The organism is Kosakonia oryzendophytica, from assembly GCF_900094925.1.
Taxonomy (GTDB): Bacteria; Pseudomonadota; Gammaproteobacteria; order Enterobacterales; family Enterobacteriaceae; genus Kosakonia; species Kosakonia oryzendophytica.
Window position 1 is genome coordinate 120,399 of record NZ_FMAY01000007.1, and the last position, 12,353, is coordinate 132,751.

Annotated in this window: 11 protein-coding genes; 6 read left to right on the forward strand and 5 right to left on the reverse strand. The window is 54.4% G+C overall.

Going from position 1 to position 12,353, the window contains the following annotated elements; all coding sequences use genetic code 11:
* From GA0061071_RS13570 to pabB, 4 genes are all read right to left on the reverse strand, one after another.
* A complete protein-coding gene (locus tag GA0061071_RS13570) occupies nucleotides 1-1,596 on the reverse strand; it encodes an EAL domain-containing protein (RefSeq protein ID WP_088237922.1) in 1,596 nt (531 codons plus the stop codon).
* Between the two features lie 168 nt (nucleotides 1,597-1,764).
* Nucleotides 1,765-3,129, reverse strand: a complete 1,365-nt coding sequence (gene sdaA / locus GA0061071_RS13575; protein ID WP_088237921.1) for an L-serine ammonia-lyase — start codon at nucleotides 3,127-3,129, stop codon at nucleotides 1,765-1,767.
* A 185-nt stretch (nucleotides 3,130-3,314) separates the two neighbouring features.
* Nucleotides 3,315-3,893 (reverse strand): CoA pyrophosphatase, encoded by a 579-nt coding sequence (locus GA0061071_RS13580; protein ID WP_061496583.1) that lies wholly within the window; start codon nucleotides 3,891-3,893, stop codon nucleotides 3,315-3,317.
* 3 nt (nucleotides 3,894-3,896) lie between these two features.
* Nucleotides 3,897-5,249: an aminodeoxychorismate synthase component 1 gene (gene pabB / locus GA0061071_RS13585; protein WP_061496581.1), complete on the reverse strand. Its 1,353-nt coding sequence runs from the start codon at nucleotides 5,247-5,249 to the stop codon at nucleotides 3,897-3,899.
* 84 nt (nucleotides 5,250-5,333) lie between these two features.
* On the opposite strand from pabB, the gene GA0061071_RS13590 reads away from it, so the two are divergent.
* On the forward strand, nucleotides 5,334-5,513 hold the full coding sequence (locus GA0061071_RS13590) for a YoaH family protein (protein WP_061496578.1): 180 nt from the start codon (nucleotides 5,334-5,336) through the stop codon (nucleotides 5,511-5,513).
* Here the strand turns inward: GA0061071_RS13590 and GA0061071_RS13595 are convergent, their stop codons facing one another.
* The gene (locus GA0061071_RS13595; RefSeq protein ID WP_061496576.1) at nucleotides 5,514-5,858 is read right to left on the reverse strand and encodes a RidA family protein; all 345 of its coding nucleotides are present in this window, start codon (nucleotides 5,856-5,858) and stop codon (nucleotides 5,514-5,516) included.
* 112 nt (nucleotides 5,859-5,970) lie between these two features.
* Between GA0061071_RS13595 and GA0061071_RS13600 the strand changes: the two genes are divergently transcribed.
* The 5 genes from GA0061071_RS13600 to rnd all read left to right on the forward strand — a co-directional run bounded on the left by GA0061071_RS13600 (nucleotide 5,971) and on the right by rnd (nucleotide 12,349).
* A complete protein-coding gene (locus GA0061071_RS13600; RefSeq protein WP_061496574.1) occupies nucleotides 5,971-7,881 on the forward strand; it encodes a DNA repair helicase YoaA in 1,911 nt (636 codons plus the stop codon).
* 58 nt (nucleotides 7,882-7,939) lie between these two features.
* On the forward strand, nucleotides 7,940-8,635 hold the full coding sequence (tsaB, locus tag GA0061071_RS13605; RefSeq protein ID WP_088237920.1) for a tRNA (adenosine(37)-N6)-threonylcarbamoyltransferase complex dimerization subunit type 1 TsaB: 696 nt from the start codon (nucleotides 7,940-7,942) through the stop codon (nucleotides 8,633-8,635).
* A gap of 36 nt (nucleotides 8,636-8,671) precedes the next feature.
* Nucleotides 8,672-9,259: a Slp/YeaY family lipoprotein gene (locus GA0061071_RS13610; protein ID WP_088237919.1), complete on the forward strand. Its 588-nt coding sequence runs from the start codon at nucleotides 8,672-8,674 to the stop codon at nucleotides 9,257-9,259.
* A gap of 205 nt (nucleotides 9,260-9,464) precedes the next feature.
* Entirely contained in the window at nucleotides 9,465-11,150 is a 1,686-nt protein-coding gene (gene fadD, locus GA0061071_RS13615; RefSeq protein ID WP_134318039.1) for a long-chain-fatty-acid--CoA ligase FadD, read from the forward strand.
* A 71-nt stretch (nucleotides 11,151-11,221) separates the two neighbouring features.
* Nucleotides 11,222-12,349, forward strand: a complete 1,128-nt coding sequence (gene rnd / locus GA0061071_RS13620; protein ID WP_088237918.1) for a ribonuclease D — start codon at nucleotides 11,222-11,224, stop codon at nucleotides 12,347-12,349.
* Nucleotides 12,350-12,353 lie beyond the last annotated feature (4 nt).

Here is a 12,353-nt window from a genome sequence, read left to right on the forward strand (position 1 = left end):
TTACCCCTGTATCAGCGGTAATTCGTGACTGTTATGCCTGGCTGGTGGTGAGTTGTTTTCCGCCAGCCAGGCTGGAAAGTCGTTAATGGGCATCGGCCTGGCAAACAAAAATCCCTGTAACAACTGCACACCCTGCTGGCGCAAATAGAACGCCTGCTGCGGCTGCTCCACTCCTTCTGCCACCAGTTCAATATGTAAACGTTGCCCGAGGGCGATAATCATGTCGATGACCGTTGAGTTCACCGCATCGGTACCAATTGCCGTGGTGTAGGATTTATCAATCTTGAGAATGTCCGGGTGGAGTTTTTCCAACCAGGCCAGGGCGCTGTTGCCGGTACCAAAATCGTCAATCGCGATCTTTGTCCCTTTGCGGCGCAGTTCGCGCATCATACGGGAATCTGCATCCAGCAGCGCATCGCGTTCGGTCAACTCAATCACTAGCTGCTGCGTGGGATGCATGTTGTACCAGAGGTTGTGCAAATCTTTTAATAACTCGCCATGGCGTAAATGACTGGGTGCGACATTGATACCAATATGAAATTGCGGATCGTCGGGGAACAGTTCCCGTTGGCGTGCTGTTTCCGTAATGACATAGCGGGTGAGAGGGGCGATAAGGTGGTGATCTTCTGCAATCGGGATGAACACCTCCGGTGAAATCCATCCCTGACGCGGGTTATACCAGCGCAACAAGATTTCCACCCCGGTACACTGTAGGTTACCGGCGCTTATCACCGGTTGGCAAAACAGTTCAAACTCATGGGCGGCCAGTCCGAGGTTGATCTCCCAGGAAAAACTCATGCGACTGGCGGTCGCAAACCAGGCAATAAAACCGGTCAAAAAACTCATCATCAAGGCCAGCGGTAGCTGGGAAGGCAAATGTTGTAGCGCCAACTGATCTGCACCAGGGCCGCTCACACTGATGGCAAAGGGAAACTGTGTGGACGATTGTTGATAGTGTTTCTCATCCTGATGCGGCGGCAAATGCTCCATGACACCTTTACCCTGTACCAGATGTCGGCCATTAACACTTAGGTTGACACGCGTAATCAAAGGCTCTTGCGGTTCAAGCATTAAATTACTCAACAACTCAATATTCACCACTTCCAGCACACCATTCTGTCCATCTTCACGGGTGGGATACCAGAGAATGAGAATGGGTTGATCTTTCAGCAGTGATTGATCGGTGGTGAGTACCATCAACGGTTGAGGGGCCGGTAATGAGGGCTGTAGCTGATGAACAGGCACATTTCGATGACCAAAAATACTGGAGCAATACAATATGCCATTTTCAATCAGCGCAATGGCACGAATGGTTTGCAGCGTGGCGGCCTGTTTCCGTAAGGTCTGGTGGGCATCGTCGCAGGACATACCAACGAGCGGGGTGATGACATCCCGCCCGGCAACTAACGGTTGTATAAGCTTGTCGAGCGTCTGCACGGCGTGGCTGGTATAGGCGACTATATGTTGCTGATTTATGTTTCGCTCCGAAATAAAGCGAAACGCCAGCGTTAAAATAAGGGCGACAGCAGCCACGACCACGCTAAAAATGGCCCGTTTATGTCGGTAGCTTTGAATGATCCGTTGAGCCGTCTGCATGCCATTGTCGCCTGTGGAATCCCTGGCGTGAGTTCCATGCCAGCACACTCAAAGTGTAGTGGGGAAATCAATAAACAACGAGAATACCGGCGATATATGATCGGTCTGTGGCAGAAGAGCGAAAAAAAACGCCGTTCGGCTGAACGGCGTTATTGATGGGCATAATGGTTAATCGCACTGAACCTTGATGGCTAACCCACCGCGGGAAGTTTCACGGTATTTGGCATTCATGTCTTTGCCCGTTTCATACATGGTCTCAATAACTTTATCGAGAGAGACACGCGGCGCGCTGGTGCGACGCATCGCCATGCGCGAGGCGTTAATCGCTTTTACGGAAGCAATCGCGTTACGCTCAATGCATGGCACCTGAACTTGCCCTGCAACCGGGTCGCACGTTAAACCAAGGTTATGTTCCATGCCGATTTCCGCAGCAACGCACACCTGTTCCGGGCTGGCACCCAGTAGTTCAGCCAGTCCTGCCGCCGCCATGGAGCAGGCAACGCCCACTTCACCCTGGCAACCCACTTCCGCACCGGAAATAGAGGCATTCATCTTATACAGGGCACCAATTGCCCCTGCGGCGAGGAAATAACGGATATATATATCCGGGCTGACAGACTCGATAAAGTGATCGTAATACGCCAGCACAGCAGGCACGATCCCGCATGCACCATTGGTCGGTGCGGTAACAACGCGACCACCGGCGGCATTCTCTTCGTTGACCGCCAGCGCGAACATATTCACCCAGTCGACCACATTCATCGGGTCGTTGGAGAGCTTGTCACTCGACACCAGCATACGACGCAGTGCAGAAGCACGGCGTGGAACACGTAGCGGCCCTGGCAAAACGCCTTCGGTATTCATGCCGCGATCGATACAGGTGCGCATGGTCGCCCACACATGTGCAAAGTACTCTTCGATCTCTTTTTTGCTGTGCAGCGCCAGTTCGTTTTGCATCACCATGCCGGAAATCGACAGACCCGTCTCTTTGCAATATTCCAGCATTTGCGTCGCGGAATTGAACGGGTAGGGAACGCTGATGGTATCAAGGGTTTCTTTACCGAAATGCTCTTCGTCGACGATAAAACCGCCGCCGATGGAGTAATAGGTTTTGCTGTACGTAACCCGATCGCCGTTTAAGGCGGTAATGCGCATGCCGTTTTCGTGTAATGACAGGTTATCGCTATGAAAGCGCATGCCATCATTCTGTGGGAAATCCACTTCATGGCGGCCCTGTGCCAGCAGCAGGCGACCCCGTGTTTCTACGTCGCGAATAAAGGCAGGAATGGCGTCGATATCCACAGTGGCGGGTTCATTCCCGGCCAGTCCCATAATAATGGCAATATCGGTATGGTGGCCTTTCCCGGTAAGGGACAGTGAGCCGTAAACGTCCACCACGACGCGGGTGACATCGTCCAGCAATCCTTTTTCGACCAGGTCATCGACGAACTGCTTACCGGCTTTCATCGGGCCAACAGTGTGGGAAGATGAGGGACCAATCCCCACCTTAAACATGTCGAATATACTAATCACATTAACACTCCTGACAGGGTTACCGGAGGTTCCAGTAACGATGTAATAACTGCGCATAGTGTAAGAGGGAAGGTCACTGTCAGCTTAACTATTCACATGAATTAAACTAATGCGTAACCCTGATTAAACTAATAACGCGAAGTTGATCTCAGTCTGTCAAAAAGAGGCGTTGTGCAAAGTATAGTCTATGGCTTGCGCCCAATCTGCAGCGCCAGCGCACGAATAATGCCCGCCGTCATGCCCCAAACAAAATAATGCTCATACCAGGATAACCACACGCGATGCGCGTTGCCGTGACGATGCACATCCAGCGGATGATAACGGCCCAGGCGTAGCGCCTCCGCCAGCGGCATTTCAAACACGGCGGAGACTTCATCTTCACTGGCGTGGTAGTGCAAATCCGGCGGAATAATGCCAACCACTGGCGTGACCTGAAAACCGGTGACGCTATCCACGGGTGGCAGCACGCCGATCACGTCTACAGCATTGGGTGGGATGGCAACCTCTTCCTGCGCTTCCCGCAGCGCGGCGGCAATCAATGAGGCGTCGCTACTGTCGACCGCGCCGCCGGGGAAGGCGACCTGGCCCGCATGTTTACGCAGCAGCGGCGAGCGTTGCGTTAACAGCAAACCAGGCTGTTTGCGCCGGACGATAGGCACCAGCACAGCCGCCTGGCGCGAGTGAAGGGTTTGCGGGCTAAGCTGTGGCCGTAAAAGTTGAAAGCGCGATAAAAAATCATCCAGGGTCAAAGCCGGTTGCTCCACGAATCATTTCTCCAGTTGCCGCAGAATACGATTAACTTTATCAAAGGTTTCCTGATATTCCGCTTCTTCCTGACTATCGGCGACAATGCCACCGCCCGCGGAACAGTAAATCTGCCCGTCGCAGGCAGTCAGCGTACGGATCGTGATGCTGGTATCCATATTGCCGCAAAAGCTGATATAGCCAATGCTGCCGCACCAGGCATTGCGACGCTGTGGCTCCAGTTGATCAATAATTTCCATCGCGCGGACTTTGGGTGCGCCCGTAATCGAGCCGCCAGGAAAAGCCGCGCGTAACAGATCGCAAGCTTGCCGGCCAGCCGGGAGTGTTGCTGTAACGGTACTGACCAGGTGATGGACAGCCGGAAAAGGTTCCACCACAAACAGTTCTGGCACCCGCACCGAACCCGGTAGCGCCACGCGGCCAATATCATTACGCATTAAATCGACAATCATCAGATTCTCTGCGCGATCTTTTGGCGACGAGGCCAGTCTCTTCGCCTGTTCCGCATCAGCCTGCGGGTCGGCAAGCCGTGGAAGGGTGCCTTTGATCGGCCGTGTTTCGATGTTGTTGCCCTCAAGGCGGATAAAACGCTCCGGCGATAGACTAAGTATCGCCCCTTGTTGCAAGCGCAGGAAGGCACTGAAGGGGGCGCGATTTTCACGGTTTAAGCGGCAAAAGGCCAGCCATTCATCCCCTTGATAATTCGCCTGAAAACGCTGCGCGAGATTGACCTGGTAACAGTCGCCACTGTGCAACCAGGCCTGTACCTGGCGGAATTTTTCCCCGTACTCTTCCCGGCTCATGTTCGCCTGCCAGGCAGACGTTAAGCGGAAATCTTCCCGTTCCGGCGCAGTTTGTGTGCTCAGCCAGTCCAGACGTGCATTAACATCGCCATGGCTCAGCAGCGTCACCCGCTGACGTTGATGATCCACCACCAGAGCCCAGTCATAAATTCCCACTGCCATTTCTGGCAAGGTGATATCCTGTTCGGCATGGCAGGGTAGTTTTTCAAAACGCCGGCCTAAATCATAACCAAACAGGCCTAACGCACCGCCCTGAAACGGCAACTCCGGGTCAGAAGTGTTACGTAAGCCATACTCGTCGAGGGCGTGTTGTAACAGCGCCAACGGATCATCACTGTATTTTTCTGTATCGTTAAAGGTCGTGATCTCGCCGCGCGTGGTGAGCGTCGTCAAGGGGTCGGCCACCAGAATATCAAAGCGATTGTGCGGATGTTCGGCATGGCCCGAATGCAGCAGCATGGCCCACGGCTGATGGCTGATTGGGGCAAAGTAGTATTCGGCAGCGTCGGGGCGCCACGGCAGAGAGATTACGGCGGGGGATAACGTCTTCATTGAACCTGACTCATGTGCGTCTTTGCTGGTGAATAGCGCGACCGCGTGGAATAATTAGCGTCAACAATTTAGCAGGAGTTCACGATGTTTGCAGGTTTACCTTCCCTTAGCCACGAGCAACAGCAAAAAGCAGTGGAACGTATTCAGGAGTTAATGGCCGGCGGCATGAGCAGCGGACAGGCGATTGCGCAGGTTGCAGAAGAGTTGCGCGCCACCCATACCGGCGAGCGGATCGTGGCTCGCTTTGAAGACGAAGACGAGTAATTACACCGCAGCGATAATTTTAATTTCCACTTTGTAGCGCGGGTTCATCAGTTTCGCTTGCACGGTGCAGCGAACTGGCGCATGGCCTGCCACAACCCACTCATCCCAGGCTTTATTCATCGCGGCGAAATCATTGCTGTCGGCAAGAAAAAGGGTGGCGTCGAGGATACGCGTTTTATCGCTACCTTGCTTTGCCAGCACTGCGTCGATTTGCGCCAGTGTGTTAGCAGTCTGCTCAAACGCATCGGCGTCCAGATTTTCCGGCACGCCGGTGTAGTACAACGTTTGATTGTGGATCACTACATCTGACCAGCGGGCTGCTGCGTCAATTCGCACAATTGTCATAACCTTTTCCTTCTGATTCTCCATAGCGGGCACGCAAGAGTGCCACATAAACCTGGCTGGCGTAAATCCGCACACCCTGACATAATCACTGTCGATTTAACCAGGGGGTAGTGTGACGGACGATTTTGCAACAGACGGCCAACTGGCCAATGCGATTCCGGGATTCAAACCGCGCGAGCCGCAGCGCCAGATGGCGCACGCGGTGACAGAGGCGATTCGCCAGGCTCAACCGCTGGTGGTCGAAGCCGGAACCGGCACCGGTAAAACCTACGCCTACCTGGCCCCGGCGCTACGTTCCGGGAAAAAAGTGATCATCTCTACCGGCTCCAAAGCGTTGCAGGACCAGCTCTACAGCCGCGATTTACCCACCGTTGCTAAAGCACTGGCCTTTAGCGGGCGCACCGCGTTACTGAAAGGCCGCTCCAACTACCTGTGCATTGAGCGTCTGGAACAACAAGCGCTGGCGGGGGGTGATCTGCCGGTACAGACGCTTAGTGATGTGATCCTGCTGCGTTCATGGTCGAACCAAACGACCGATGGTGACATCAGCACCTGCGTCAGCGTGGCGGAGGATTCGCAAGCCTGGCCCCTGGTCACCAGCACCAATGACAACTGTCTTGGCAGCGATTGCCCAATGTATAAAGACTGTTTTGTGGTAAAAGCGCGTAAGAAAGCGATGGACGCCGATGTGGTAGTGGTTAACCACCATCTGTTTCTCGCCGATATGGTGGTGAAAGAGAGTGGATTCGGTGAACTTATCCCGGAAGCAGAGGTGATGATCTTTGACGAAGCGCATCAGCTTCCGGATATCGCCAGCCAGTATTTTGGGCAGTCACTCTCCAGTCGTCAGCTACAGGATCTGGCAAAAGATTTCACCATCGCTTACCGGACTGAACTGAAAGACACCGCTCAGTTGCAGAAGTGCGCCGACCGGCTGGCGCAGAGCGCGCAGGATTTTCGCCTGCAACTGGGTGAACCGGGTTATCGCGGCAATCTGCGCGAACTGCTGGCGGATGCGAACATTCAGCGCGCATTGTTACTACTCGATGATGCGCTTGAACTCTGTTACGACGTGGCAAAACTCTCCCTCGGGCGTTCCGCATTGCTGGATGCCGCTTTTGAACGCGCTACGCTCTATCGCGCGCGCCTGAAACGGCTGAAAGAGATCAACCAGCCGGGTTACAGCTACTGGTACGAATGCACATCCCGGCATTTTACACTGGCGCTCACGCCGCTGACGGTGTCAGATAAATTCACCGAAGTGATGGCGCAGAAAAAAGGCAGCTGGATTTTTACGTCTGCAACGCTGTCGGTGAATGACGATTTGCATCATTTTACAGCGCGGTTAGGTATTGAAAGTGCGGAGTCGTTACTGTTACCCAGTCCTTTTGATTACCAACGCCAGGCGTTATTGTGCGTCCCGCGGAATTTGCCGCAGACCAATCAACCGGGGGCTGCGCGCCAGCTTGCCGCCATGTTGCGGCCCTTGATTGAAGCGAACAATGGCCGCTGCTTTATGCTCTGTACGTCGCACGCCATGATGCGCGATCTTGCGGAACAGTTCCGCGCCACCCTGACCTTGCCGGTGCTGTTGCAAGGCGAAACCAGTAAAGGCCAGCTATTGCAACAGTTCGTTAGTGCTGGCAATGCGCTGTTGGTGGCAACCAGCAGTTTCTGGGAAGGGGTGGACGTGCGCGGCGATACCCTGTCGCTGGTGATCATCGACAAACTGCCGTTTACCTCGCCGGACGATCCGTTGCTGAAAGCGCGCATGGAAGATTGTCGCCTGCGCGGCGGCGATCCCTTTGACGAAGTGCAGTTACCGGAAGCCGTGATTACGCTGAAACAAGGCGTCGGGCGACTGATCCGTGACGTGGACGATCGTGGCGTGCTGGTGATTTGTGATAACCGGCTGGTGATGCGCCCGTATGGTGCGGTGTTCTTGTCGAGTCTTCCGCCTGCCCCCCGCACTCGGGACATTCGCCGCGCAGTCGACTTTCTCGCATCGCCGCCGGCGCAGTAATTTGCTACGGACTGTGGTAAGATGCGCGCCATTTTGTTGATAGTGGACTGTTATACCCATGCGAATTCTGGCTATTGATACCGCCACGGAAGCGTGTTCTGTCGCACTGTGGAACGATGGTACGACCTTCGCTCACTTCGAACTTTGCCCTCGCGAACACACACAACGCACCCTGCCGCTGGTTCAGGATGTCCTGCACGATGCAAAAATATCCCTTACGCAACTCGACGCGCTGGCGTTTGGTCGCGGTCCAGGCAGCTTTACCGGTGTACGCATTGGCATTGGCATTGCGCAGGGACTGGCGTTGGGGGCGGAACTGCCGATGATTGGTGTTTCAACGCTGGCGACCATGGCGGAAGGTGCATGGCGTAAAACCGGCGCAACCCGCGTGCTGGCGGCCATCGACGCACGTATGGGGGAAGTGTACTGGGCTGAGTATCAGCGTGATGAGCAGGGCGTTTGGCAGGGGGAAGAGAGCGAAGCGGTGCTCAATCCGCATGCCGTGATGGCGCGTCTGCAACAGCTTGATGGGCAATGGGCCACCGTGGGCACAGGGTGGGCTGCCTGGCCGGAGATGGCCAGTACCTGTGCGCTGTCGCTCATCGATGGTCAAACCACGCTGCCTGCCGCCGAAGATATGCTGCCGATTGCCCGTCGCTTATTTACTGAGCAACGCACTGTAGCTGTTGAGCAGGCTGAACCAGTTTATTTGCGTAACGAAGTGGCGTGGAAGAAACTTCCGGGCCGTGAATGAATCTCAGTAGTACAAACTGAGTTGAGGAGTCGCATCATGGCGGGTCAAAAAAGAGGTATGCGCTGGTTGCTGGCCGGTCTGGCAACGGCAGTGTTAAGCGGTTGTGTTTCTGTGCCTGACGCGATTAAAGGAACCAGTCCAACGCCGCAGGAAGATTTGGTGCGGGTGATGAATGCGCCCACGCTGTATGTCGGTCAGGAAGGGCGTTTTGGCGGCAAGGTTGTTGATATTAAGAACCAGCAAGGGAAAACCCGGCTGGAGATCGCTGCCGTACCTCTGGATAGCGGCGCGCGCCCGGTGCTTGGCGAGCCTTCGGTAGGCCGTATTTATGCCGACGTGAACGGTTTTCTTGATCCTGTCGACTTCCGCAATCAGTTAGTGACCGTCGTCGGTCCTATCACCGGTACTGCTGAAGGGAAAGTGGGCGACGCGCCCTATAAATATATGGTGATGCAGGCCAACGGCTACAAACGCTGGCGTTTGACCCAGCAGGTTGTGATGCCGCCGCAGCCTGTCGATCCCTGGTTTTGGGGACCGGGGCCACGCCCCTGGCACTCCGGGTTAGGGGGCTGGGGTTGGTACCCGCCCGAGCCGGCCCGTGTTGAGACTGTCGTGACAGAGTAATCCCTTGTTCTTACAAGAGAAAGAGACAGCGGCCTGGCCGCTGTTTCTGTCTTTAGCGGTGTATAAGAAAAATAATTAGTGACGCGCTTCGCAACCTTCGGTTCGCTTAATTAATAAACTGGTACGCTGAGTTAATATTATGTTAACGACTTGTTTATTAAATGGGGTTGTGATGACCAAAAATACTCATTTCAGAGGTGATGCATTGAAGAAGGTTTGGCTTAACCGTTATCCCGCAGATGTTCCTGCGGAGATCAATCCCGACCGTTATCAATCCCTGGTTGAATTATTCGAACACTCCACAGCACGTTATGCCGATCAGCCCGCATTTATCAATATGGGCGAGGTGATGACATACCGGAAGCTGGAAGAGCGCAGCCGTGCATTTGCTGCCTATCTTCAGCAAGGCTTGGGGCTGAAAAAAGGCGATCGCGTCGCGTTGATGATGCCAAACCTGCTGCAATATCCGGTTGCGTTATTTGGCATTTTGCGTGCCGGGATGATTGTGGTGAACGTGAACCCTCTGTATACCCCGCGCGAACTTGAACACCAACTGAATGATAGCGGTGCGTCCGCGATTGTGATTGTCTCGAACTTCGCCCATACCCTGGAGAAAGTGGTTGATAAAACCCAGGTGCGCCATGTGATCCTGACCCGCATGGGCGATCAGCTGTCGTCGGCAAAAGGCACGCTGGTGAACTTTGTCGTCAAATATGTTAAACGCCTGGTACCGAAATACCATCTTCCGGATGCCATTTCGTTCCGTCGCGCATTGCAAAGCGGTTATCGCATGCAGTACGTCAAACCTGAGGTGATTGCAGACGACCTCGCTTTCCTGCAATACACCGGTGGAACCACCGGAGTAGCGAAAGGGGCGATGCTGACTCATCGCAACATGCTGGCAAATCTTGAACAGGTGAACGCGACTTACGGGCCGTTGTTGCACCGCGGCAAAGAGCTGGTAGTGACGGCGCTTCCGCTGTATCACATTTTTGCACTGACCATGAACTGCCTGCTGTTTATTGAACTGGGCGGGCAAAACCTGCTGATCACCAACCCACGTGATATCCCGGGGCTGGTCAAAGAGCTGGCGAAATACCCATTCACCTCGATGACAGGGGTAAATACGCTGTTTAACGCGCTGCTCAATAATGATGAGTTCCGCAAACTGGATTTCTCTTCGCTTCACTTGTCCGCAGGCGGGGGGATGCCGGTACAGCAAGCAGTGGCGGATCGCTGGGTTAAACTGACCGGGCAGTATCTGCTGGAGGGTTATGGCCTGACTGAATGCTCGCCGCTGGTGAGCGTAAACCCGCATGACATCGATTATCACAGCGGCAGTATTGGTCTGCCGGTTCCGTCCACTGAGGCCAAACTGGTGGATGATGAGGGGAATGAAGTTGCGCCAGGCGAACCCGGGGAGTTGTGTGTGAAAGGGCCGCAGGTGATGCTGGGTTACTGGCAGCGACCGGATGCGACGGATGAAATTCTGCGTGACGGCTGGCTGTACACCGGTGACATTGCCGTGATGGACGACGAAGGTTTCCTGCGTATTGTCGATCGCAAAAAAGACATGATTCTGGTCTCGGGTTTTAATGTCTACCCGAACGAGATTGAAGACGTTGTTATGCAGCATTCTGGGGTGCGTGAAGTGGCTGCTGTGGGCGTCCCGTCTGAAAACAGCGGTGAAGCGGTGAAGATCTTTGTCGTCAAGAAAGAGGAAAGCCTGACGGAAGATGCGCTGATAGCCTTCTGTCGCCGCCAACTGACGGGCTATAAGGTGCCGAAGCTGGTGGAATTCCGCAGTGAATTGCCAAAATCAAACGTCGGTAAGATTTTACGACGAGAATTACGTGACGAAGCGCGTGGCAAAGTGGACAATAAAGCCTGAGCTATGCATTAATCGCCCTAACGCCGGTTAAGCCGGCGTTTTTTATGGGTGCAAACTAAAGAGATAATGATTTGAATTACCAGATGATCACGACGAACGATGCACTGGCGGCGTTGTGTGAAGCCGCCAGTGCGTTTCCGGCCATTGCCCTGGACACCGAATTTGTTCGCACCCGTACTTACTACCCGCAATTGGGGCTGATTCAGCTCTATGACGGTGAGCATGTGGCGCTGATTGATCCGCTGTCTATTACCGACTGGACGCCGTTTCGCAACCTGTTGATCAATACGCAGGTGACCAAATACCTGCACGCGGGGAGCGAAGATCTGGAGGTATTCCTGAACGCCTTCGGCGTCCAGCCACAGCCGATGATTGATACCCAAATCCTGGCTGCATTTTGCGGTCGTCCGCTGTCATGGGGTTTTGCCGCCATGGTGGAGGAATTTACTGGTCTGGTTATCGATAAGAGCGAGTCACGTACCGACTGGCTGGCACGTCCGCTGACGGAACGCCAGTGCGACTATGCTGCTGCGGATGTGTGGTACCTGCTGCCGATCGCCAGCAAGCTCATGGCTGAAACGGAACAGGCCGGTCGACTGGACGCCGCGCTGGACGAATGCCGGTTGATGATGCAGCGTCGCCAGGACGTGCTGGCGCCGGAAGAGGCATGGCGCGATATCACCAACGCCTGGCAGTTGCGTACACGCCAGCTTGCCTGCCTGCGCTTGCTTGCGGACTGGCGGTTGCGTAAGGCGCGTGAGCGCGACCTTGCTGTGAATTTTGTCGTTCGGGAAGAGAACCTGTGGGCGGTTGCACGTTACATGCCGGCCAGCATGGGCGAGCTGGACAGCATTGGTCTTTCCGGCAGTGAAATTCGTTTTCATGGTAAGACGCTGCTGGCGCTGGTTGCACAAGCGCAGGCTCTGCCGGAAGAGGAATTGCCGGAGCCGCTGTTGAATCTGATGGACATGCCGGGTTATCGCAAGGCATTCAAGGCCATTAAAGCGCTGGTGCAAGCCATTGGCGAAAGCGAGAAAGTGAGCGTTGAACTGCTGGCTTCGCGTCGTCAGATTAATCAACTGTTGAACTGGCACTGGAAATTGAAACCGCAGACAACAGTACCGGAATTAATTAGCGGTTGGCGGGGAGAAATGATGGCCGATCAGCTGAAAAAATTACTGGATGAATATCCACGATAATAAC

Coding starts and splice junctions, on each gene's coding strand:
- GA0061071_RS13570 (WP_088237922.1), bottom strand. CDS start 1,596: ATGCAGACGGCTCAACGGATCATTCAAAGCTACCGACATAAACGGGCC.
- pabB (WP_061496581.1), bottom strand. CDS start 5,249: ATGAAGACGTTATCCCCCGCCGTAATCTCTCTGCCGTGGCGCCCCGAC.
- GA0061071_RS13590 (WP_061496578.1), top strand. CDS start 5,334: ATGTTTGCAGGTTTACCTTCCCTTAGCCACGAGCAACAGCAAAAAGCA.
- GA0061071_RS13595 (WP_061496576.1), bottom strand. CDS start 5,858: ATGACAATTGTGCGAATTGACGCAGCAGCCCGCTGGTCAGATGTAGTG.
- tsaB (WP_088237920.1), top strand. CDS start 7,940: ATGCGAATTCTGGCTATTGATACCGCCACGGAAGCGTGTTCTGTCGCA.
- GA0061071_RS13610 (WP_088237919.1), top strand. CDS start 8,672: ATGGCGGGTCAAAAAAGAGGTATGCGCTGGTTGCTGGCCGGTCTGGCA.